Origin of the sequence: Streptomyces sp. NPDC059897, from assembly GCF_042730865.1 — a bacterium.
GTDB lineage: Bacteria > Actinomycetota > Actinomycetes > Streptomycetales > Streptomycetaceae > Streptomyces.
Genome location: NZ_JBHWKQ010000003.1, coordinates 133,881 through 156,176 on the forward strand (window position 1 = coordinate 133,881; position 22,296 = coordinate 156,176).

Here is a 22,296-nt window from a genome sequence, read left to right on the forward strand (position 1 = left end):
GGGCCACCCCCCCCCCGCCCGCCCCCCCCCCCGGGGGCGCACGGCCCCACCCGCCTTGGGCAATCTGCCGCCTTGGGCGGCAGGGTGGGCAAGGCGGCCCCCGGTGCAGCGCAACGTAAGGGTCGGGCATCGACCCGGTACGGGTCACAAGCATCGGTGCCGCGTAACGATGGTGCGGGGCCGAGTCCGGTCTTCGCCGCCGCGTGACGGAAGCGACGAGCGCCGCCCCGGCACAGCCCCGCTCCCACGGGGGCCGAGCCCCCGGAGGGGGCGGGCGGGTGGGAGATGGGCGGGATCCGACGCAGTCGGCGGCTCCGCGGAACGTTGACGACAGGCGTCGACCCCGGCGAGGTGCCGCCCCGGCCCCGCGCAATCCTCACGGCGGGCGTCATCTCGGCAGGGTGCTACCCCGGCTCCGCCGAACCCTCACGACAGGCGTCACCTCGGAAGGGCGCCACCCCGGCCTCGCCGAACCCTCACGACAGGCGTGACCCCGGCAAGACGCCACCTCGGCTCCGCCGAACCTCACGAGAGGCGTCACCTCGGCAGAGCGCTACCCCGGCCTCGCCGAACCTTCACGACAGGCGCCGCCCCGGCAAGGCGCCCCCGGTTCCGCCGAACCTTCACGACAGGCACCGCCCCGGCAAGGCGCCCCCGGTTCTGCCGAGCCCTCACGACAGCCGCCGCCCCGGCAAGCCCCCCCCCGGCCCAGCCGAACCCTCACGCCGGCCCCCGCCCCGCCCCGGCCCACCGCCGAAGGCCCCACCGCGCCTGACACAATGACACGGTGACCCGTGCATCCCTGGACAAGCAGCCCCACGAAGTCGCCTCGATGTTCGACGACGTGGCGGAGAAGTACGACCTCACCAACGACGTGCTGTCCCTGGGACAGACCCGGCTGTGGCGCAAGGAAGTCGCCAAGGCCGTCGACGCCCGCCCCGCGCAGAAGGTCCTCGACCTCGCCGCCGGCACCGCCACCTCCTCGCAGCCCTTCGTCCAGGCCGGTGCGTACGTCGTGCCCTGCGACTTCTCCCTCGGCATGCTGCGCGTGGGCAAGGAGCGCCACCCGTGGATGCCGTTCACGGCGGGCGACGGAACGAAGCTGCCGTTCAAGGACGACACGTTCGACGCCGTGACGATCTCCTTCGGGCTGCGCAACATCCAGGAGACCGGGACGGCGCTGAGCGAGCTGCACCGCGTCACCAAGCCCGGCGGCCGCGTCGTCATCTGCGAGTTCAGCCACCCGACGTGGGCCCCCTTCCGCACCGTCTACACCGAGTACCTGATGCGCGCCCTGCCGCCGGTCGCCCGCGCGGTGTCCTCGAACCCGGACGCGTACGTCTATCTCGCCGAGTCCATCCGCGCCTGGCCCACGCAGCCCGAACTGGCGGCGCTGATGCAGGACGCCGGCTGGCAGCGGGTGGCCTGGCGGGACCTCACCGGCGGCATCGTCACGCTGCACCGGGGCTACAAGAAGGCCTGACCACGCACGCGTAGCGACTAACCGCGACTCAACCCCAGCTCAACCGCGCCCGACAGCACGCGCGTTGCCCCCCCCACCGCTCACGCTCACCCTCACGGACAAGGGCTGAACGACTCGCTGCGCGCAGGAGGTTCGCCGGGCTCGTCGATCTCCCTGCGCATCCCGCCACCCCGGGGCCCCGGCGCCCGCGGCACACGCACCCCGGCCCCGCCGCCACCGCCCCCGCCCTCACCGAGGTCGAACCAGACCGTGACGACCGCGTCCCGCGGCACCTCGACGCCGGGCAGCGGGTACTGGCGCACCACGTACTCCACCGCCACCCGGTCGAAGTCGTCCCGGTCCGCCGCCACGATCAGCACGCCGTGCTCGCGGGCCGCCTGCCGCGCGTCGACCGCCATCAGGCCGACGAGCTTCGGCACGGGCACGTCCGGCGACCCGCCATCCGGCGTCTTGGGCGTCTTGGGTGTATTCACCATAGATGTCACCCCCAGGAGGTACCGGAAGGGTAGCTCCTGGGGTGTAGTGTCCGGAAGGTCCGGTCAGCGCCCCGGCGGGCGGGGTCAGAACTCCAGGCGGAAGCAGTGCCCCTGCTTCCCGGTCGGCGTCACGAACGTCTCGGCCAGCTCCATGCCGAGGCGCCGCGTCACCGCGATCGAGCGCTCGTTGCGGGCGTCGACCATCGCCACGACGCTCGGTATCCCGGCCGCCCGGACCCGCTCCAGCGTCAGGTGCGCGGCCGTCGTCGCGTACCCCTGCCCCCAGTACGCGCGCCCGAGCCGCCAGCCGATCTCGATCTCGCCGGTCGGCCCCCACTCCCGCTCCCACGGCTGCGCGCCCGTGAACCCGATGACGTCGCCGGCGGCGTCGGTCATCGTCCACAGGCAGAATCCGCGCTCCGCCTCGTGCCTGCGCTGCCGCGCGGTCAGCTCCTCGTACACGGAGAGATCCGCCGACGCGCCTCCGTGGAACTCCATGACATCGGGGTGGTCGAACACCCCGTGCCAGGCGAGCGCGTCCTCATGGGTGGGGACACGCAGATCCACGGCGGGCAGAACTCGACTCATGGGCTGGCCCTTCGGCTGAGTGATCGGTACCGCTGAATAGACTGCCCATGTCCGTGCCGGACGGCACACCGTTTTCGAGCCTGGGGAGAACCCGCCGTGACCGAGCAGCCCAAGCCCCTCTCCGAGCACAGCGCGGACGTGATCGTCGTCGGGGCCGGACCCGCCGGTTCGACGACCGCCTACTACCTCGCCAAGGCCGGTCTCGACGTCCTGTTGCTGGAGAAGACGGCCTTCCCGCGCGAGAAGGTGTGCGGCGACGGTCTCACCCCGCGCGCCACGAAGCAGCTCGTCTCCATGGGGATCGACATCTCCGAGGAGGCCGGCTGGCTGCGCAACAAGGGCCTGCGCATCATCGGCGGCGGCGTCCGCCTCCAGCTGGACTGGCCCGACCTCGCCTCGTACCCGGACTACGGACTCGTTCGCAAGCGCGACGACTTCGACGAGCAGCTCGCGCGGCAGGCCCAGAAGGCGGGCGCGCGGCTCTACGAGCGGTGCAACGTCGGCGCCCCGATCACCGACGAGCGCACCGGCCGCATCACCGGCGTGCACGCGAAGCTGGGCGAGGAGAAGACCCCGGTCACCTTCCACGCCCCGCTGGTGGTCGCGGCCGACGGCAACTCCACGCGGCTCTCCCTCGCGATGGGCCTGCACCGCCGCGAGGACCGCCCGATGGGCGTCGCCGTCCGTACGTACTTCACGTCGCCGCGGCACGACGACGACTACCTGGAGTCCTGGCTGGAGCTGTGGGACCGGCGCGGCGCCGAGGACCGGCTGCTGCCCGGCTACGGCTGGATCTTCGGCATGGGCGACGGCACGTCCAACGTGGGCCTGGGCATCCTCAACTCCTCGAAGGCCTTCCGCGAGTTGGACTGGCGCGAGGTCCTCAAGGCCTGGTGCGCCTCGATGCCGGAGGACTGGGGGTACACCCCGGACAACATGACGATGCCGATCCGCGGCGCCGCCCTCCCCATGGCCTTCAACCGCCAGCCGCACTACACCAAGGGCCTGCTCCTGGTCGGCGACGCGGGCGGCCTGGTCAACCCGTTCAACGGCGAGGGCATCGCGTACGCCATGGAGTCCGGCCAGATCGCCGCCGACGTCATCGTGCAGGCACACGCGCGTGCCACCGATGCCCAGCGCGAACTGGCCCTGCAGCGCTACCCGAAGGTCCTCAAGGACACCTACGGCGGCTACTACACGATGGGCCGCGCCTTCGTGAAGCTCATCGGCAACCCGAAGATCATGAAGATCGCGACGCAGCGCGGACTGACCCATCCGATGCTGATGAAGTTCACGCTGAAGATGCTCGCGAACCTGACGGACCCGACCGGCGGCGACGCGATGGACCGGGTCATCAACGGGCTGAGCAAGGTCGCCCCGAAGGCCTGACCCGATGGCCTGGCCCGAAGGCCTGGCCCGGATCCCTTGCCCGGTGCTTTCGCCCGGCCCCGGCTTTGCCGGGCCGGGCGGCTCGGGGGAGGGTGGACCCATGATTTTCATCGCCGTGAAGTTCACCGTCCGCCCCGAGCACGCCGACGCGTGGCTCGAGAAGACCGCCGCGTTCACCGCGGCCACCCGCGCCGAGGAGGGAAACCTCTTCTTCGACTGGTCCCGCAGCGTCGAGGACCCCAACCAGTTCGTGCTCCTGGAGGGCTTCAGGGACGGCGACGCCGGCGCCGCGCACGTCGGTTCCGACCACTTCAAGGCGGGCCTCGATGCCATGGCGCCGCTGATCGCCGCCACCCCGGAGATCATCAACGCCGACATCCCGAACGAGGGTTGGGGCGCGATGGGCGAGCTCTCCCCGCAGGCCTGAGCCGCCGCTGAGGTCAGCGCTGAGGGACAGCGCCGCTCCCGGGCAGCGCTGTCCCGGTTTATCCGTACAAACACCGAAGGCCGCCGCTCCCCCTAAGGGGTGCGGCGGCCTTCGGCCGTGCCACCGTGAAGCCCGCGAGGGGCCTCAGGCGGCTGTGTGCGGTCTTTGTGGACCGCAGGGGTCCCTGGAGACCCGGAAGTTCACCGGAACCTCGCAGGAGGCTCAGAGAACGCGCACCGCGCCGGTCGGCGGGTCGTAGGAGAGGGGCTGCTCGACGACACCGGTCGACGGGTTCTGCGCGCCGACGAACTTGCCGCCGCCCACGTAGACAGCGGTGTGGTACGCGCTGCCGGAACCGCCCCAGTAGAGGATGTCGCCCGGCTGGAGGTTGTCCAGGCCGACCTGGGTACCCGTCGCGGACTGGTCCTGCGAGACGCGCGGCAGGTCGACACCGGCCTGCTTGAACGCGGCCTGCATCAGACCCGAGCAGTCCCACGAGTTGGGGCCCGTGCCACCGGAGACGTAGGCGTCGCCGATCTGCGCCTTGGCGAACGCGATGACCGCGGCGACGGAGCCGCTGGCCGGCGCGGGGGCCTCGTCGGAGGAGGACGAGGCGGTCGCCTGGAGCGTGGTGCGCTCGCTGGAGCGGGAGGCCTCGGCCTTCGCCTCGGCCTGGCGCTTCGCCTCGGCCTCGGCCTTGGCCTTCGCCTCGGCCTTCCGCTGGGCCTCGGCCTTCTTCTCGGCGGCGACCTGGTCCTTCTTCGCCTGGGTCGCGGCCTTGTCGAACGCGGCGTCGCGCTCGGCCTGGACCTGGTAGTTGGCCGCGGCCTGCTGGGTGGCGTCCGCGGACTGGGCGACCTGAGAAGAGAGGTCGGTGGTGAGCGTGGGCATCTCGATGGTCTGCGTCGCGGGCTCGGCGGCGATGGCCGGGCCGGCCGCACCAGCGACTGCCAGGGTGCTGAGGACGCCACCGGTAACTCCGGCGCGCAGGGCCATCTTCGAGGCGCTGCGACGGGGCTTCCGGTGGCTGGGTATGTGAGCGGTGTGGGACATGAGACCAACCGGTATCAGGGCCTCCCCGATCCCTTCAAGAAACGTGTGGTGCGCCACAGTTGTGAGGAGGGGAGCCGAAACCCGGGCCCGACAGGCTTTATTGACGCCGTAACGGGCATATTGGACAAGCTCTCGCACCGTCCTGAGCACGGGTTTTCAGCAATACGCCCGAATTGCCCCACGCTTACCACCCGTTGAGGCCGTTGGCCAAGCCCGGTTTCTGACGGTGTGACGACCACGTGACGCAGGTCACAAGTGGACCCCCAGGGGGTGCGGTGCACACGCGATGAACACATCTCGCGTCCATTTCCATTCACACCCATCCCTCCAACGTGTGAACGACGTCCACTATCAGCCAACCCCGTCCAGCACCAATTTGCTTGCATGCGCCACCTCTTGATAGTGGGCGCACCGCTCCGACCAGGGGTAACGCGCCAAGTTGTCACCACTGGTGATCACTCAGGTGCTTCGCGTGTGAAGATCACCGCTCATCCGACTTCATGATCCTTCGTCAGGTGGTGGAGATCACAAAGTAGTTGGCGCACCCCGTGTCGCAGATCACAGAGTTGCAGGCATAGGATGCGGGGCAAGTTGGGCTTGTGACCCGCTTCACATGTAGGCGATCTTCGACCGTTCGCAGGACGTGGGGTGCGGGGCGCGGGCTCATGCAACCGCCAGCAGTCAGTGCCGACTGAGAGGAGCGAGGAGCGGTGAACGCTTATGCGCCCATCCTCGTACTGGGAGCCCTCGGGGCAGGCTTTGCGATCTTCTCCGTGGTCATGGCCACGCTTATCGGTCCAAAGCGGTACAACCGGGCCAAGCTAGAGGCCTACGAGTGCGGGATCGAGCCGACCCCCACGCCGGCCGGTGGCGGGCGCTTCCCCATCAAGTACTACCTGACGGCGATGCTCTTCATCGTCTTCGACATCGAGATCGTCTTTCTCTACCCCTGGGCCGTCACCTTCGACGCCCTCGGGGTGTTCGGGCTCGTAGAGATGCTGCTCTTCGTGCTCACCGTCTTCGTCGCGTACGCGTACGTATGGCGGCGCGGCGGCCTGGAATGGGACTGAGCCCCGTATAGGGGAGACCAGGAGCCACAGACCAATGGGACTCGAAGAAAAGCTGCCGAGCGGATTCCTGCTGACCACCGTCGAACAGGCCTCGGGCTGGGTGCGCAAGTCGTCCATGTTCCCTGCCACGTTCGGGCTCGCCTGCTGCGCCATCGAGATGATGACGACGGGCGCGGGCCGGTACGACCTGGCGCGGTTCGGCATGGAGGTCTTCCGCGGATCGCCCCGCCAGGCGGACCTGATGATCGTGGCCGGGCGGGTGAGCCAGAAGATGGCGCCCGTCCTTCGCCAGGTCTACGACCAGATGCCGAACCCCAAGTGGGTCATCTCCATGGGCGTCTGCGCCTCGTCCGGCGGGATGTTCAACAACTACGCGATCGTGCAGGGCGTCGACCACGTCGTCCCGGTCGACATCTACCTGCCCGGCTGCCCGCCCCGGCCCGAGATGCTGATGGACGCGATCCTCAAGCTCCATCAGAAGGTTCAGGGCGGCAAGCTCGGCGTGAACGCCGAGGAGGCGGCCCGTGAGGCGGAGGAAGCGGCGCGCAAGGCCCTGCCGACGATCGAGATGAAGGGGCTGCTGCGGTGAGCGACGCCAACAGCGACAAGGGATCGAACGGGGTCAACCCCGAAAAGGACCTCAGCGCTTCCAACCTCCCGGGGCAGCGCGGCGATCAGGGCGAGGAGATCCGCGTCCAGCGCGGCATGTTCGGTGCCAACAACGGCGGTGACACCTCCGGCTACGGCGGTCTCGTCCGCTCGATCCGGCTGCCCGGCGAATCCTCCCGCCCCTACGGCGGCTGGTTCGACGAGGTGGCGGACGAGCTGGAGGGCGCCCTGGAGGAACAGGGCCTCGTCCCCGAGAACGCCATCGACAAGACGGTCGTCGACCGCGACGAGCTCACCTTCCACATCGAGCGCGAGCACCTGGTCCGCGTCGCCCGCACCCTGCGCGACGACCCGGCCCTGCGCTTCGAACTGTGCACGGGGGTCTCGGTGGTGCACTACCCCGAGGACAAGGGCCGCGAGCTGCACGCCGTCTACCACCTGCGCTCGATCACCCACAATCGGCTGATCCGCCTCGAGGTCTCCGCGCCCGACGCGGACCCGCACGTCGCGTCCCTGGTCCCGGTGTATCCGACGAACGACTGGCACGAGCGCGAGGCGTACGACTTCTTCGGGCTCGTCTTCGACGGCCACCCCGCGCTGACGCGAATCATGATGCCGGACGACTGGCAGGGCTTCCCGCAGCGCAAGGACTACCCGCTCGGCGGCATCCCCGTCGAGTACAAGGGCGCCCAGATCCCGGCTCCGGACCAGCGGAGGTCGTACTCCTGATGACCACTTCTTCTGCCTCCCCCCGCGAAACCACCGAAGGCACCGTCTACACGGTCACCGGAGGTGACTGGGACGAGGTCGCCGAATCGGCCGCCAAGTCCGACGACGAGCGCATCATCGTCAACATGGGGCCCCAGCACCCCTCCACGCACGGGGTGTTGCGCCTGATCCTGGAGATCGACGGCGAGACCGTCACCGAGGCCCGCTGCGGCATCGGCTACCTCCACACCGGCATCGAGAAGAACCTCGAGTACCGGACGTGGACGCAGGGCACCACGTTCGTGACGCGCATGGACTACCTGACGCCCTTCTACAACGAGACGGCGTACTGCCTCGCCGTCGAGAAGCTCCTCGGCATCGAGGACGAGATCCCGGACCGCGCCAGCGTCATCCGCGTGCTCCTCATGGAGCTGAACCGGATGTCCTCGCACCTGGTGGCCATCGCCACCGGCGGCATGGAGCTCGGCGCGACCACGATCATGATCTACGGGTTCCGCGATCGTGAACTCGTTCTCGATGTCTTCGAGTTGATCACCGGCCTGCGGATGAACCACGCGTTCGTCCGGCCCGGCGGACTCGCCCAGGACCTGCCGCCCGGCGCGGTGGACCAGCTCCGCGAGTTCGTGAAGAAGATGAAGAAGAACCTTCCCGAGTACGACAAGCTCGCCACCGGGAACCCCATCTTCAAGGCCCGTATGCAGGACGTCGGCTACCTCGACCTCGCGGGCTGCATGGCCCTCGGCGCCACAGGACCGATCCTGCGCTCCGCAGGCCTGCCGCACGACCTGCGCAAGGCGCAGCCGTACTGCGGCTACGAGAACTACGACTTCGACATCCCGACCGCCGACACCTGCGACTCCTACGGACGCTTCCTGATCCGCCTGGAGGAGATGCGCCAGTCGCTGCGCATCGTCGAGCAGTGCCTGGACCGCCTGGAGCCGGGCCCGGTCATGGTCGGCGACAAGAAGATCGCCTGGCCCGCCCAGCTGGCCCTCGGCCCGGACGGTCTCGGCAACTCGCTCGACCACATCAAGAACATCATGGGCACCTCCATGGAGGCCCTCATCCACCACTTCAAGCTGGTGACCGAGGGCTTCCGCGTCCCGCCGGGACAGACCTACGCGGCCGTGGAGTCACCCAAGGGCGAGCTGGGTGTGCACGCCGTGTCCGACGGCGGCACCCGCCCGTTCAGGGTCCACTTCCGCGACCCATCCTTCACCAACCTTCAGGCCATGGCGGCGATGTGCGAGGGCGGCCAGGTCGCCGACGTCATCGTCGCCGTCGCGTCCATCGACCCCGTGATGGGAGGCGTCGACCGGTGACCACCAGTTCTTCGGAGCAGGGCGTGAGTCTGGGCATGCCACAGCTGCCCGCGCCCGCCTACCCGGACGACGTCCGAACCCGCCTGGAGGCCGACGCGAAGGAGATCATCTCCCGCTACCCCGGCTCCCGCTCGGCGCTGCTTCCGCTGCTGCACCTCGTGCAGTCGGAGGAGGGGCACGTCACGCGCACCGGCATGCAGTTCTGCGCTGACATGCTCGGCCTGACCACGGCCGAGGTCACCGCCGTCGCGACCTTCTACACGATGTACCGCCGCAAGCCGAGCGGCGACTACCAAGTGGGTGTCTGCACCAACACGTTGTGCGCCGTCATGGGCGGCGACGCCATCTTCGAGTCGCTCCAGGAGCACCTCGAGGTCGGCAACAACGGCACCACGGACGACGGCAAGATCACGCTGGAGCACATCGAGTGCAACGCCGCTTGTGATTTCGCTCCCGTGGTGATGGTCAACTGGGAGTTCTTCGACAACCAGACGCCCGAGACCGCCAAGCAGCTCGTCGACGATCTGCGGGCGGGCACCGAGGTGTCACCCACGCGCGGCGCTCCCCTGTGCACCTTCAAGGAGACCGCGCGCATCCTGGCCGGGTTCCCCGACGAGCGCGCGGGGGCCGTCGAGGCCGGCGGCAGTGCGGGGCCCGCCTCGCTGATCGGGCTCCGCCTGGCCAAGGGCGAGACGGAGCCCGCGCGCGTGGTCCACCCGCGAGGCGGGGGCACCGAGGGCGAGCCGCCCCACGACCCGTCGCCCACCGAGCACTTGAGCTCGCACGACGCGCCGCAGGACACGTCGGCCTCCGACCCGCAGCACCCAGCGGGACCGACCGCCGAGGAGGGGGAGTGATGACCTTGGCAGCCGAGATCGACAACAACGACACCAGCCCGGAGAAGCTGCTCTCTCCGGTCCTGTCGGCCTTCTGGGACCAGGACAAGTCCTGGTCTTTGGATGTGTACCGCCGGCACGAGGGATACGAGGGGCTGCGCAAGGCCCTCGCCATGGCACCGGACGACCTGATCGCGTATGTGAAGGACGCGGGGCTCCGCGGGCGTGGTGGCGCCGGATTCCCGACGGGGATGAAGTGGCAGTTCATCCCGCAGGGAGACGGCAAGCCGCACTATCTAGTTGTCAACGCCGACGAATCGGAGCCGGGGACCTGCAAGGACATCCCGCTCCTCTTCGCGAACCCGCACAGCCTCATCGAGGGCATCGTGATCGCCTGTTACGCGATCCGTTCCGAGCACGCGTTCATCTACTTGCGCGGTGAAGTGGTCCCCGTACTGCGGCGCTTGCACGAGGCCGTGCGCGAGGCCTACGCCGCGGGGTATCTCGGGCAGAACATCCTGGGCAGCGGTCTCAATCTCGAACTCACCGTGCACGCCGGCGCGGGCGCGTACATCTGTGGTGAGGAGACCGCACTCCTGGACTCGCTCGAAGGCCGCCGTGGTCAGCCGCGACTCCGTCCCCCCTTCCCTGCCGTCGCGGGCCTCTACGCCTGCCCCACTGTGGTGAACAACGTCGAGTCCATCGCGTCGGTTCCCGCCATCATCAATCGGGGCAAGGACTGGTTCAAATCGATGGGCAGCGAGAAGTCCCCGGGCTTCACGCTGTACTCGCTCAGCGGCCATGTCGCGAGCCCCGGCCAGTACGAGGCCCCGCTCGGCATCACGCTGCGCCAGCTCCTCGACATGAGCGGCGGCATGCGGCCGGGCCACCGCCTCAAGTTCTGGACCCCGGGCGGCAGTTCGACGCCGATGTTCACCGAGGAGCACCTCGACGTCCCCCTCGACTACGAGGGTGTCGGCGCCGCCGGATCGATGCTCGGCACCAAGGCGTTGCAGTGCTTCGACGAGACGACCTGCGTCGTGCGCGCGGTCACGCGGTGGACCGAGTTCTACGCCCACGAGTCCTGCGGCAAGTGCACGCCGTGCCGTGAAGGAACGTACTGGCTCGTGCAGTTGCTGCGGGACATCGAGGCAGGCAAGGGCACCATGTCCGACCTCGACAAGCTGAACGACATCGCCGACAACATCAACGGCAAGTCGTTCTGCGCCCTCGGCGACGGCGCCGCCTCGCCGATCTTCTCCTCGCTCAAGTACTTCCGCGAGGAGTACGAGCAGCACATCACGGGCAAGGCCTGCCCCTTCGACCCGGCCAGGTCCACGCTCTGGGCCGACCGGGCCGACAAGCACCGCACGGAGGTGAACGCATGACTGTGACCGCTGGCGCTCCCTCCGGGGGCGGTGAGGCGGCGGCTCCGCCCGAGGACCTCGTGTCGTTGACGATCGACGGCATCGAGATCAGCGTCCCCAAGGGGACCCTGGTCATCCGGGCCGCCGAGCTGCTCGGCATCGAGATCCCGCGCTTCTGCGACCACCCGCTGCTCGACCCGGCCGGCGCCTGCCGGCAGTGCATCGTGGAGGTGGAGGGCCAGCGCAAGCCGATGGCGTCCTGCACCATCACCTGCACCGACGGCATGGTGGTCAAGAGCCAGCTCTCCTCCCCGGTCGCCGAGAAGGCGCAGAAGGGGGTCATGGAGCTGCTGCTCATCAACCACCCCCTCGACTGCCCGGTCTGCGACAAGGGCGGCGAGTGCCCGCTGCAGAACCAGGCGATGTCGCACGGCCAGGCCGACTCGCGCTTCGAGGGCAAGAAGCGCACCTACGAGAAGCCGGTACCGATCTCCAAGCAGGTGCTGCTCGACCGCGAGCGGTGCGTGCTGTGCGCGCGCTGCACCCGGTTCTCCAACCAGATCGCGGGCGACCCGATGATCGAGCTGATCGAGCGCGGCGCGCTCCAGCAGGTCGGCACGGGTGAGGGCGACCCCTTCGAGTCGTACTTCTCCGGGAACACCATCCAGATCTGCCCGGTCGGCGCGCTGACCTCGGCGGCGTACCGGTTCCGCTCCCGGCCCTTCGACCTCGTGTCGTCGCCGAGCGTGTGCGAGCACTGCTCCAGTGGCTGCGCGACGCGCACGGACCACCGGCGCGGCAAGGTCATGCGCCGCCTCGCGGCCAACGACCCCGAGGTCAACGAGGAGTGGATCTGCGACAAGGGCCGCTTCGGCTTCCGGTACGCGCAGAAGCCCGACCGGCTCACCCACCCCCTCGTACGGGACGCGGAGAGCGGTGAACTGCGGCCCGCTTCCTGGCCGGAGGCGCTGGAGACCGCCGCGCGCGGGCTCGCCGCGGCCCGCGGCAGGACCGGGGTGCTCACCGGTGGCCGCCTCACCGTCGAGGACGCCTACGCGTACAGCAAGTTCGCGCGGGTCGCCCTCGACACGAACGACATCGATTTCCGCGCGCGCGTGCACAGCAGCGAGGAAGCCGACTTCCTGGCGGCGCGTGTCGCCGGTCGCGGTCGTGACCTGGACGGCAGCGGCGTCACGTACACGAAGCTGGAGAAGGCCCCGGCCGTTCTCCTCGTCGGGTTCGAGTCGGAGGAGGAGGCGCCCGGCGTCTTCCTCAAGCTCCGCAAGGCCTGGCGGGGACACGGCCAGAAGGTCTACTCGCTGGCCACCCACGAGACGCGCGGCCTGGAGAAGGCGGGCGGCACGCTGCTGCCCGCCGCTCCCGGCACCGAGCCCGAGTGGCTGGACGCGCTCGCCTCCGGTGTCGGCCTCGAAGGCGGGGGAGCGGACGCCGCTCAGGCGCTGCGCGGCGAAGGCGCCGTGATCGTCGTCGGTGAGCGGGTCGCGGCCGTGTCCGGTGGTCTCACCGCCGCCGTACGGGCCGCTTCCGCGACCGGGGCCGAGCTGGTGTGGGTGCCGCGCCGGGCCGGTGAGCGCGGTGCCGTCGAGGCGGGCGCGCTGCCGTCGCTGCTGCCGGGCGGCAGGCCCTCGACGGACCCGCGCGCGCGGGACGAGGTCGCCGCCGCCTGGGGTGTGGCCGAACTGCCGCACCGTTTCGGCCGGGACACCGGGCAGATCGTGGAGGCCGCGGCCACCGGCGAACTGGGGGCGCTGGTCGTCGCCGGCGTCGAGGTCGCCGACCTGCCGGCCCCGGCACGCGCGCGTGAAGCTCTTCACGAGGTGGGCTTCCTGATCTCCCTGGAGCAGCGGCCCAGCGAGGTCACCGACCACGCCGACGTCGTCCTTCCGGTGGCCGCGGTCGCCGAGAAGGCGGGCACGTTCCTCAACTGGGAGGGCCGTGCCCGGATGTTCGAGGCGGCGCTGAAGCCCGACCAGATGACGCGGCGCGTCGCGCCCACGGACGCGCGCGTGCTGCAGATGCTGGCGGACGCGATGGACGTCCACCTGGGGCTGCCGGATCTGCGTTCGCTGCGCGGCGAGTTGGACCGCCTGGGCAATTGGGACGGGCCGCACGCGACCGAGCCCCTGGACACGGCGGGTCAGCTGCCGCGGCCCTCCGCCGGAGAGGCCGTCCTCGCCGGACACCGGCTGCTGCTCGACCAGGGCCGCCTCCAGGAGGGCGACGACGCGCTCGCCGGGACCCGGCACGCCGCCCACGCGCGCGTGTCCGCCGCGACCGCTTCGGAGGCGGGCGTGAAGGACGGCGACGTACTGACGGTCACCGGGGCGCTGGGCAGCGTCGCGTTCCCGCTCCAGGTCACCGAGATGCCCGACCGCGTCGTGTGGCTGCCGCTCAACTCCGAGGGCGGCGGCGTCGCTTCGGACACGGGGGCCGTGCCCGGCGACCTGGTGAAGATCGGCCCGGCCGTCGCCGCCGGATCCCCGGAGGTGCAGTCATGAACTCACTCGGAATGAGCCAGGTGGCGCTGAGCCCCCTGGCCGCCGAAGACCTCTCGATGTTCGGGCGCGACCCCTGGTGGCTCGTCGTCGTGAAGGCGGTCTTCTGCTTCGCCTTCCTGATGGTGACCGTGCTGTTCTCCATCGTGTGGGAGCGCAAGGTCGTCGCCTGGATGCAGCTGCGCATCGGCCCGAACCGGCACGGCCCCTGGGGCATGCTCCAGTCGCTCGCCGACGGCATCAAGCTGATGCTCAAGGAAGACCTCATCGTCAAGCGCGCGGACAAGGTGGTCTACATCCTCGCGCCGATCGTCGCGGCGATCCCCGCGTTCATGGCGATCGCGGTGATCCCGTTCGGCCCGGCGGGCAACGAGATCTCGATCTTCGGCCAGCGCACGACGATGCAGCTCACCGACCTGCCGATCGCGATGCTCTACATCCTCGCGGTCGCCTCCGTCGGCATCTACGGCATCGTCCTCGCGGGCTGGTCGTCCGGATCGACGTATCCGCTGCTCGGCGGCCTGCGCTCCTGCGCGCAGATGATCTCGTACGAGATCGCGATGGGCGCCGCGTTCGCCTCGGTGTTCCTCTACTCGGGCTCGATGTCGACCTCGGAGATCGTCGCCCAGCAGCACGACCGCTGGTACATCGTGCTGCTGCCGGTGTCGTTCCTGATCTACGTCGTGACGATGGTCGGCGAGACCAACCGCGCCCCGTTCGACATGCCGGAGTCCGAGGGCGACCTCGTCGGCGGCTTCAACACCGAGTACTCGTCCATCAAGTTCGCGATGTTCATGCTCGCCGAGTACGTGAACATGGTGACGGTCTCCGCGGTGTCCGTGACGCTCTTCCTGGGCGGCTGGCGCGCACCGTGGCCGGTCTCCACGTTCTGGGAGGGCGCGAACCACGGCTGGTGGCCGATGCTCTGGTTCGTCATCAAGGTCCAGCTGCTGTTGTTCTTCTTCATCTGGCTGCGCGGCACGCTCCCTCGGGTGCGCTACGACCAGCTGATGAAGCTCGGCTGGAAGGTCCTCATCCCGGTCTCCGTGGTGTGGCTGATGCTGGTGGCGACGGTGCGGACGCTGCGCAACGAGAACTACGACTTCGCCTCGATCGCGCTGTACGTCGGGGCCGCGATCCTTGTGGTTCTGCTCCTGTCGTTCGTCGTGGACATCTTCCGCGACCGCGGGGCCAAGCAGCGCGAGGCCGCCGAAGAGCCCGCCGCGTTCGACCCGATGGCGGGCGGATTCCCCGTGCCGCCGCTGCCCGGACAGACATTGCCGCCCGTTCCGCGCAGGCGCTCCCGGCGGGAGCGGGAGCTGATTGTCAGTGGCGGCCCCGATACTCAGAGTGACGAGTCGCTTGGCGGATCTCGCGAAGGAAAGGAGGCGTCCGATGGCTGACGAGACAGAGTCCGGCCCGCAGAAGGACACCGAGCCGGGGTTCCAGAACCCCGTCGCCGGCTTCGGCGTGACCTTCAAGGCCATGTTCAAGAAGCGGCTGACCGAGCAGTACCCGGAGCAACCGAAGACCACTGCTCCCCGCTTCCACGGTCGGCACCAGCTCAATCGCCATCCGGACGGCCTGGAGAAGTGCGTCGGCTGCGAGTTGTGCGCCTGGGCCTGCCCGGCGGACGCGATCTACGTGGAGGGCGCGGACAACACGGAGGAGGAGCGCTACTCGCCGGGTGAGCGCTACGGCCGCGTCTACCAGATCAACTACGCGCGCTGCATTCTGTGCGGACTGTGCATCGAGGCGTGCCCCACGCGCGCGCTGACGATGACGAACGAGTTCGAGCTGGCGGACAGCAGCCGCACCAACCTCATCTACACCAAGGAGCAGCTGCTCGCCGGGCTCGACGAGGGCATGGTCGACAGCCCGCACTCGATCTTCCCCGGCATGGACGAGCAGGACTACTACCGGGGGCTCGTGACCGAGGCCGCGCCCGGCACGGAGCGCCAAGTGGCCGTCTCCAGGGGCGAGAAGCCCGACGAGGCGGTTTCCGGGAAGGAAGAGGGGGTGGACGCATGAGCGCGCAGCTCGCGACGACGCTCGCCGCGAACACCTCCACCGGTGAGGCCTTCCAGTTCTGGATCCTCGGCACGGTCGCCGTCATCGGCGCCCTGTGCACGATCCTGATGAAGAAGGCCGTGCACAGCGCCCTGTGCCTGGCCGGCACCATGATCATCCTGGCGGTCTTCTACCTGGCCAACGGGGCGTACTTCCTGGGCATCGTGCAGATCGTCGTCTACACCGGCGCGATCATGATGCTGTTCCTCTTCGTGGTGATGCTCGTCGGCGTCACCGCGGCCGACTCCCTGACGGAGACCATCAAGGGGCAGCGCTGGCTCGCCGCCCTGTGCGGGCTCGGCTTCGGGGTGCTGCTCATCGCGGGGATCGGCAACGCCTCGCTGAAGCAGTTCAACGGCCTGGGCAAGGCGAACGCCGGGGGGAACGTGGAGGGACTCGCGTCCCTCATCTTCACCAAGTACGTCTTCGCCTTCGAGATCACCGGCGCCCTGCTGATCACGGCCACTGTCGGCGCGATGGTGCTCACGCACCGCGAGCGCACCGAGCGGGCCAAGACGCAGCGCGAGCTGGCCGAGGAGCGGGTGCGCGAGGGCAAGCACCTGCCGCCGCTGCCGGCCCCGGGTGTCTACGCCCGGCACAACGCGGTGGACATCGCCGGCCTGCTGCCCGACGGCACGCCGTCGGAGCTCACGGTCATGCAGACACTGCGCGAGCGCGGTCAGATCCGGGACGTCTCCGGTGAGGCGATGAGCGACCTGAAGGCTCTGGAGCAGCGGTCCTCGGACCGCCTGGAGCGTTCGGACGCCGAGCGGGCCGAGGAGGCGTCGAAGTGAATCCGGTCAACTACCTGTATCTCGCCGCCCTGTTGTTCACGATCGGCGCCACCGGCGTGCTCATCAGGCGCAACGCGATCGTCGTGTTCATGTGCATCGAGCTGATGCTGAACGCGTGCAACCTCGCGTTCGTCGCGTTCTCCCGTATGCACGGCAATCTCGACGGCCAGATCATCGCGTTCTTCACGATGGTCGTCGCCGCCGCCGAGGTCGTCGTGGGGCTCGCGATCATCGTGTCGCTGTTCCGTTCCCGCCACTCGGCCTCGGTCGACGACGCCAGCCTGATGAAGCTGTAAGGGGTCGTAACCAGTGGAGAATCTCATTGCGCTGCTGGTAGCGGCGCCCCTGCTCGGAGCGGCCGTACTGCTGTGCGGCGGGCGGGCGTTGGACCGGGTGGGCCATCTGCTCGGCACGCTGCTCGCGGCCGTCTCCTTCGTGATCGCCGTCGTGCTCTTCTCCGACCTGCTCGGCAAGGGCCCGGAGGACCGCACACTCAGCCAGCACCTGTTCAGCTGGATCCCCGTCGAGGGCTTCCAGGCGGACATCGCGTTCCACCTCGACCAGCTGTCGATGACGTTCGTCCTGCTGATCTCCGGTGTGGGCACGCTGATCCACCTGTACTCGATCGGGTACATGGAGCACGACGAGCGGCGCCGCCGCTTCTTCGGCTATCTGAACCTGTTCCTCGCGGCGATGCTGCTCCTCGTCGTCGCCGACAACTACCTGCTGCTGTACGTCGGTTGGGAGGGAGTGGGCCTCGCCTCGTACCTGCTGATCGGCTTCTGGCAGCACAAGCCGAGCGCGGCCACGGCGGCCAAGAAGGCGTTCCTGGTCAACCGTGTCGGCGACATGGGTCTGTCCATCGCGATCATGCTGATGTTCACGACGTTCGGGACCTTCGCCTTCGGGCCCGTCCTGGAGGCCACCGGGGACACCAGCGAGGGCAAGCTCACCGCGATCGGTCTGATGCTGCTGCTTGCCGCGTGCGGCAAGTCGGCGCAGGTGCCGCTGCAGTCCTGGCTCGGGGACGCGATGGAGGGCCCGACCCCGGTCTCGGCCCTCATCCACGCCGCGACCATGGTGACCGCGGGCGTCTACCTGATCGTCCGCTCCGGAGCGATCTTCAACGCGGCGCCCGACGCGCAGTTGGTGGTCACCATCGTCGGCGCGGTCACGCTCCTCTTCGGTGCGATCGTCGGTTGCGCGAAGGACGACATCAAGAAGGCGCTCGCCGGTTCGACGATGTCGCAGATCGGCTACATGATCCTCGCCGCGGGCCTCGGCCCCATCGGCTATGTCTTCGCGATCATGCACCTGGTGACGCACGGCTTCTTCAAGGCGGGCCTCTTCCTCGGCGCCGGTTCGGTCATGCACGGCATGAACGACGAGGTCGACATGCGGAAGTTCGGCGGACTGCGCAAGTACATGCCGGTCACCTTCGTGACGTTCGGGCTCGGGTATCTGGCGATCATCGGCTTCCCGGGCCTGTCCGGCTTCTTCTCCAAGGACAAGATCATCGAGGCGGCGTTCGCGAAGGGCGGCACCGAGGGCTGGATCCTCGGCTCCGTGGCCCTGCTCGGCGCGGCCATCACGGCGTTCTACATGACCCGCGTGATGATCATGACCTTCTTCGGCGAGAAGCGCTGGCAACCGGACGCCGAAGGACATGAGCCGCACCCGCACGAGTCCCCGTCCTCCATGACGATCCCGATGATCCTGCTCGCGGTCGGCTCGGTCTTCGCCGGTGGCTTCTTCTCCATCGGGGACCGATTCCTGCACTGGCTGGAGCCCGTCACCGGGCACGACCACGGGCACGCGCCCATCAGCGCGGGCGTGGTCACCGGGGCCACGGTGGTGTGCCTCGTCATCGGTGTGGGGCTCGCCTGGCTCCAGTACGGGCGCCGCGAGGTTCCCGTCGTCGCCCCGCGCGGCTCGCTGCTCACCCGGGCGGCCCGCCGCGACCTGCTCCAGGACGACTTCAACCACGTCGTCCTCGTCCGCGGCGGCGAGCACCTCACGCGCTCGCTCGTCTACGTCGACCACACCCTGGTCGACGGGGTGGTCAACGGGACGGCGGCCTCGGTCGGGGGCCTGTCCGGTCGGCTGCGCAAACTCCAGAACGGCTACGTGCGCTCGTACGCCGTCTCGATGTTCGGCGGCGCGGCGGTCATCGCCGCGGTGACCCTGCTGATGAGGGCGGTCTGATACCGATGTCCTTTCCTCTGCTGACAGCGACGGCGGTACTGCCGGCCGTGGGCGCGATCGCCACGGCCGCCGTGCCGGCGAAGCAGCGCACCGCGGCCAAGTGGCTCGCGCTGCTGTTCTCGCTCGCCACCCTGGTGCTCGCGGCAGTGGTCGCGGTCCGGTTCGACCCGGGCGGCGGCCGGTTCCAACTCACCGAGTCCCACGCGTGGATCGCCGACTTCGGGGTCCGTTACGAGCTGGGTGTGGACGGCATCGGGGTGGCGCTCATCGCGCTGACCGCGCTGCTGATCCCGTTCGTGATCCTCGCGGGCTGGCACGACGCCGACCCGCAGGAAACCGGAAACACGCGGTGGCGGCCGACTCAGGGCTTCTTCGCCCTGATCCTCCTCGTCGAGGCGATGGTGATCATCTCCTTCGAGGCCACCGACGTCTTCCTCTTCTACATCTTCTTCGAAGCCATGCTCATCCCGATGTACTTCCTCATCGGCGGCTTCGGGGACCGGGCGGGCCCGCACGGCGAGAAGGAGGCCGCGACCCAACGCTCGTACGCGGCGGTCAAGTTCCTCCTCTACAACCTCGTCGGCGGCCTCATCATGCTGGCGGCCGTCATCGGCCTCTACGTCGTCGCCGGGAGCTTCTCGCTCTCGGAGATCGCGGAAGCCCGCGCGAGCGGTTCGCTCGACATGGCGACCAACACCGAGCGCCTGCTCTTCCTCGGCTTCTTCTTCGCCTTCGCGGTGAAGGCCCCGCTGTGGCCGCTGCACACCTGGCTGCCGAACGCGATGGGGGAGGCCACGGCCCCGGTCGCCGTACTGATCACGGCAGTTGTCGACAAGGTCGGCACGTTCGCGATGCTCCGCTTCTGCCTCCAGCTCTTCCCGGAGGCGAGCAAGTGGGCGACACCGGTGATCCTGGTGCTCGCCCTGATCAGCATCGTCTACGGGGCGCTGGTCGCGGTCGGCCAGCGCGACATCAAGCGCCTGGTCGCCTACGCATCGATCTCGCACTTCGGCTTCATCATCATGGGCATCTTCGCGATGACCAGCCAGGGCCAGTCCGGCGCGACGCTCTACATGGTCAACCACGGGATCTCGACGGCGGCGCTGATGCTGGTCGCCGGCTTCCTGATCTCGCGGCGCGGCTCGCGGCTCATCGCGGACTACGGGGGCGTGCAGAAGGTCGCCCCGGTGCTCGCCGGTACGTTCCTGATCGGCAGCCTGGCGACGCTCTCGCTGCCGGGTCTCGCGCCCTTCGTGAGCGAATTCCTGGTCCTGGTCGGCACGTTCACGCGCTACCCGGTGATCGGCATCATCGCCACGTTCGGCATCGTGCTCGCCGCGCTCTACACGCTGGTCCTCTACCAGCGCACCATGACGGGCCCGGTGAAGCCGTCGAACGAGGGCATCGCGGACCTGCGGGTGCGTGAGCTCGCGGTGGTGGTCCCGCTGATCGGCGTACTGATCTTCCTGGGCGTCTACCCGAAGCCGGTCACCGAGCTGGTGAACCCGGCGGTCAAGCACACCCTGTCCGACGTCCACAAGAAGGACCCGAAGCCGGAAGTGGAGGCGGCTCACAAGTGACCACGTCAGCCGTCCACAGTCTGTGGACAACCGCCGCCGACCCGATCTCCAAGATCGACGCACCGAAGATCGAGTACGCGCAATTGTCGCCGACCTTGATCGTCATCGCTGCCGCCGTCCTGGGGATCCTGGTCGAGGCCCTGGTGCCGCGCCGGTCCCGCTACTACGTGCAGGTGTTCCTCGCCGTCGTCGCGCTCGCGGCCGCCTTCGCGGCGGTCGTGGGACTCGCGGCCGGCGGGTACGGGACGACGAAGGCGCACATCGCGGCCATGGGCGCGATCGCCGTCGACGGGCCCGCGCTGTTCCTCCAAGGCGTCATCCTGCTGTCCGGCCTTGTCGCGATCTTCACCTTCGCGGAACGCCGGCTCGACCCGGAGGCGCACGGCAACCGCGTCGACTCGTTCGCCGCGCAGGCCGGCTCCGTGCCCGGCAGTGACGGCGAAAAGGCGGCCATAAAGGCCGGGTTCACCACCACAGAGGTGTTCCCGCTGGCGCTGTTCGCCATCGCCGGAATGCTGGTCTTCCCCGCGGCGAACGACCTGCTGACGCTGTTCATCGCGCTCGAGGTCTTCTCGCTGCCGCTGTACCTGCTGTGCGCCGTGGCCCGCCGCAAGCGGCTCATGTCGCAGGAGGCCGCGGTCAAGTACTTCCTGCTCGGCGCCTTCGCGTCCGCGTTCACCCTGTTCGGCATCGCGCTCCTGTACGGCTACGCGGGCTCCGTCTCGTACGCCACGATCGCGAGCGTCGTCGACGGCTCGATCCAGAACGTGGACCCGGCCCTCGCCGACACCATGGGCAACGACGCGCTGCTGCTCATCGGCATGGCGCTCGTCGTCATGGGCCTGCTGTTCAAGGTCGGCGCCGTCCCCTTCCACATGTGGACGCCCGACGTGTACCAGGGCGCGCCGACGCCGGTGACCGGGTTCATGGCGGCCGCCACGAAGGTCGCGGCCTTCGGCGCGCTGCTGCGGCTGCTGTACGTCGTCCTGCCGGGGATGCGCTGGGACTGGCGGCCGGTCATGTGGGCCATCGCCATCGTCACGATGCTCGCCGGCGCGATCGTCGCGATCACGCAGACCGACATCAAGCGGCTCCTCGCGTACTCCTCGATCGCGCACGCCGGCTTCATCCTGGCCGGTGTCATCGCGACGACGCCCGACGGGATCTCGTCCGTCCTCTTCTACCTGGCCGCGTACTCCTTCGTGACCATCGGCGCCTTCGCCGTGGTGACGCTGGTGCGCGACGCGGGCGGTGAGGCGACGCACCTGTCGAAGTGGGCGGGGCTCGGGCGCAGGTCGCCGCTGGTGGCGGCGGTCTTCGCGGTGTTCCTGCTCGCCTTCGCCGGTATCCCGCTGACCTCCGGGTTCGCGGGGAAGTTCGCCGTGTTCAAGGCGGCGGCCGAGGGCGGCGCGGGCGTGCTCGTCGTCGTCGGTGTCGTGTCCTCGGCGATCGCCGCGTTCTTCTACATCCGTGTGATCGTCCTCATGTTCTTCAGCGAGCCGAAGACGGACGGTCCGACCGTGGCCGTGCCGTCGCCGCTGACCATGACGACGATCGGCGTGGGCGTGGCCGTCACGATCGTGCTGGGCCTCGCGCCGCAGTACTTCCTCGACCTGGCGAGCCAGGCCGGGGTGTTCGTGCGGTAGCGGTACCGCCGCCGTCGCGCGTGGTGGAGGCCCGGCCCCTGGGAGGGGGCCGGGCCTTCGCGTGCGCGGGCCGCGCGACATCCGGGCCGGGCCGCGCCCCCAGCCTGTGGATAACTTTCCGGGGTGTCAGTCCGGA

At 69.2% G+C, this 22,296-nt stretch carries 20 protein-coding genes; 17 read left to right on the plus strand and 3 right to left on the minus strand.

Annotated elements, in window-relative coordinates:
* Positions 1-787: 787 nt before the first annotated feature.
* Complete coding sequence (locus tag ACFV9W_RS05075; protein ID WP_385755728.1) at positions 788-1,483, plus strand: demethylmenaquinone methyltransferase; 696 nt, start codon at positions 788-790, stop codon at positions 1,481-1,483.
* A 92-nt stretch (positions 1,484-1,575) separates the two neighbouring features.
* Here the strand turns inward: ACFV9W_RS05075 and ACFV9W_RS05080 are convergent, their stop codons facing one another.
* Positions 1,576-1,959, minus strand: a complete 384-nt coding sequence (locus ACFV9W_RS05080) for a PASTA domain-containing protein (protein WP_385755730.1) — start codon at positions 1,957-1,959, stop codon at positions 1,576-1,578.
* A gap of 84 nt (positions 1,960-2,043) precedes the next feature.
* Entirely contained in the window at positions 2,044-2,547 is a 504-nt protein-coding gene (locus ACFV9W_RS05085; protein WP_385755732.1) for a GNAT family N-acetyltransferase, read from the minus strand.
* 96 nt (positions 2,548-2,643) lie between these two features.
* Here ACFV9W_RS05085 and ACFV9W_RS05090 point away from each other — a divergent pair, with 96 nt between their 5' ends.
* On the plus strand, positions 2,644-3,936 hold the full coding sequence (locus ACFV9W_RS05090; protein WP_385755734.1) for a geranylgeranyl reductase family protein: 1,293 nt from the start codon (positions 2,644-2,646) through the stop codon (positions 3,934-3,936).
* Positions 3,937-4,036: 100 nt separating this feature from the next.
* On the plus strand, positions 4,037-4,363 hold the full coding sequence (locus ACFV9W_RS05095; RefSeq protein ID WP_385755735.1) for a putative quinol monooxygenase: 327 nt from the start codon (positions 4,037-4,039) through the stop codon (positions 4,361-4,363).
* A gap of 222 nt (positions 4,364-4,585) precedes the next feature.
* Here ACFV9W_RS05095 and ACFV9W_RS05100 read toward each other — a convergent pair whose 3' ends face one another.
* Positions 4,586-5,416: a C40 family peptidase gene (locus tag ACFV9W_RS05100; RefSeq protein WP_385755737.1), complete on the minus strand. Its 831-nt coding sequence runs from the start codon at positions 5,414-5,416 to the stop codon at positions 4,586-4,588.
* Positions 5,417-6,126: 710 nt separating this feature from the next.
* Between ACFV9W_RS05100 and ACFV9W_RS05105 the strand changes: the two genes are divergently transcribed.
* From ACFV9W_RS05105 to nuoN, 14 genes are read left to right on the plus strand one after another with little or no spacing between them, the layout of a single operon-like run.
* Positions 6,127-6,486, plus strand: a complete 360-nt coding sequence (locus tag ACFV9W_RS05105; RefSeq protein ID WP_007383963.1) for an NADH-quinone oxidoreductase subunit A — start codon at positions 6,127-6,129, stop codon at positions 6,484-6,486.
* Positions 6,487-6,520: 34 nt separating this feature from the next.
* Positions 6,521-7,075: a NuoB/complex I 20 kDa subunit family protein gene (locus tag ACFV9W_RS05110; protein WP_385755738.1), complete on the plus strand. Its 555-nt coding sequence runs from the start codon at positions 6,521-6,523 to the stop codon at positions 7,073-7,075.
* Positions 7,072-7,824, plus strand: coding sequence for an NADH-quinone oxidoreductase subunit C (locus ACFV9W_RS05115; RefSeq protein ID WP_385755739.1), 753 nt, complete (start codon positions 7,072-7,074; stop codon positions 7,822-7,824). The genes ACFV9W_RS05110 and ACFV9W_RS05115 overlap by 4 nt, the downstream gene beginning before the upstream one ends.
* Positions 7,824-9,146, plus strand: coding sequence for an NADH-quinone oxidoreductase subunit D (locus tag ACFV9W_RS05120; protein WP_385755741.1), 1,323 nt, complete (start codon positions 7,824-7,826; stop codon positions 9,144-9,146). Before ACFV9W_RS05115 ends, ACFV9W_RS05120 begins: the two co-directional genes overlap by 1 nt.
* On the plus strand, positions 9,143-10,003 hold the full coding sequence (nuoE, locus tag ACFV9W_RS05125; protein WP_385755743.1) for an NADH-quinone oxidoreductase subunit NuoE: 861 nt from the start codon (positions 9,143-9,145) through the stop codon (positions 10,001-10,003). The genes ACFV9W_RS05120 and nuoE overlap by 4 nt, the downstream gene beginning before the upstream one ends.
* The gene (gene nuoF, locus ACFV9W_RS05130) at positions 10,003-11,370 is read left to right on the plus strand and encodes an NADH-quinone oxidoreductase subunit NuoF (protein ID WP_385755745.1); all 1,368 of its coding nucleotides are present in this window, start codon (positions 10,003-10,005) and stop codon (positions 11,368-11,370) included. The genes nuoE and nuoF overlap by 1 nt, the downstream gene beginning before the upstream one ends.
* On the plus strand, positions 11,367-13,868 hold the full coding sequence (locus ACFV9W_RS05135) for an NADH-quinone oxidoreductase subunit G (protein ID WP_385755747.1): 2,502 nt from the start codon (positions 11,367-11,369) through the stop codon (positions 13,866-13,868). The genes nuoF and ACFV9W_RS05135 overlap by 4 nt, the downstream gene beginning before the upstream one ends.
* A 26-nt stretch (positions 13,869-13,894) precedes the next feature.
* The gene (gene nuoH, locus ACFV9W_RS05140) at positions 13,895-15,268 is read left to right on the plus strand and encodes an NADH-quinone oxidoreductase subunit NuoH (RefSeq protein ID WP_385756043.1); all 1,374 of its coding nucleotides are present in this window, start codon (positions 13,895-13,897) and stop codon (positions 15,266-15,268) included.
* Positions 15,261-15,896 carry an NADH-quinone oxidoreductase subunit NuoI gene (gene nuoI / locus ACFV9W_RS05145; protein ID WP_385755749.1) on the plus strand — a complete coding sequence of 212 codons (636 nt, stop codon included), beginning with the start codon at positions 15,261-15,263 and terminating at the stop codon, positions 15,894-15,896. The genes nuoH and nuoI overlap by 8 nt, the downstream gene beginning before the upstream one ends.
* On the plus strand, positions 15,893-16,729 hold the full coding sequence (locus ACFV9W_RS05150) for an NADH-quinone oxidoreductase subunit J (RefSeq protein WP_385755751.1): 837 nt from the start codon (positions 15,893-15,895) through the stop codon (positions 16,727-16,729). The genes nuoI and ACFV9W_RS05150 overlap by 4 nt, the downstream gene beginning before the upstream one ends.
* Complete coding sequence (gene nuoK, locus ACFV9W_RS05155) at positions 16,726-17,025, plus strand: NADH-quinone oxidoreductase subunit NuoK (RefSeq protein WP_003974374.1); 300 nt, start codon at positions 16,726-16,728, stop codon at positions 17,023-17,025. Before ACFV9W_RS05150 ends, nuoK begins: the two co-directional genes overlap by 4 nt.
* Positions 17,026-17,038: 13 nt before the next feature.
* Positions 17,039-18,934, plus strand: coding sequence for an NADH-quinone oxidoreductase subunit L (gene nuoL, locus ACFV9W_RS05160; RefSeq protein ID WP_385755752.1), 1,896 nt, complete (start codon positions 17,039-17,041; stop codon positions 18,932-18,934).
* A 5-nt stretch (positions 18,935-18,939) separates the two neighbouring features.
* Positions 18,940-20,514 (plus strand): NADH-quinone oxidoreductase subunit M, encoded by a 1,575-nt coding sequence (locus ACFV9W_RS05165; protein ID WP_385755754.1) that lies wholly within the window; start codon positions 18,940-18,942, stop codon positions 20,512-20,514.
* The gene (nuoN, locus tag ACFV9W_RS05170; RefSeq protein WP_385755755.1) at positions 20,511-22,160 is read left to right on the plus strand and encodes an NADH-quinone oxidoreductase subunit NuoN; all 1,650 of its coding nucleotides are present in this window, start codon (positions 20,511-20,513) and stop codon (positions 22,158-22,160) included. The genes ACFV9W_RS05165 and nuoN overlap by 4 nt, the downstream gene beginning before the upstream one ends.
* The last annotated feature ends 136 nt before the right edge of the window (positions 22,161-22,296 follow it).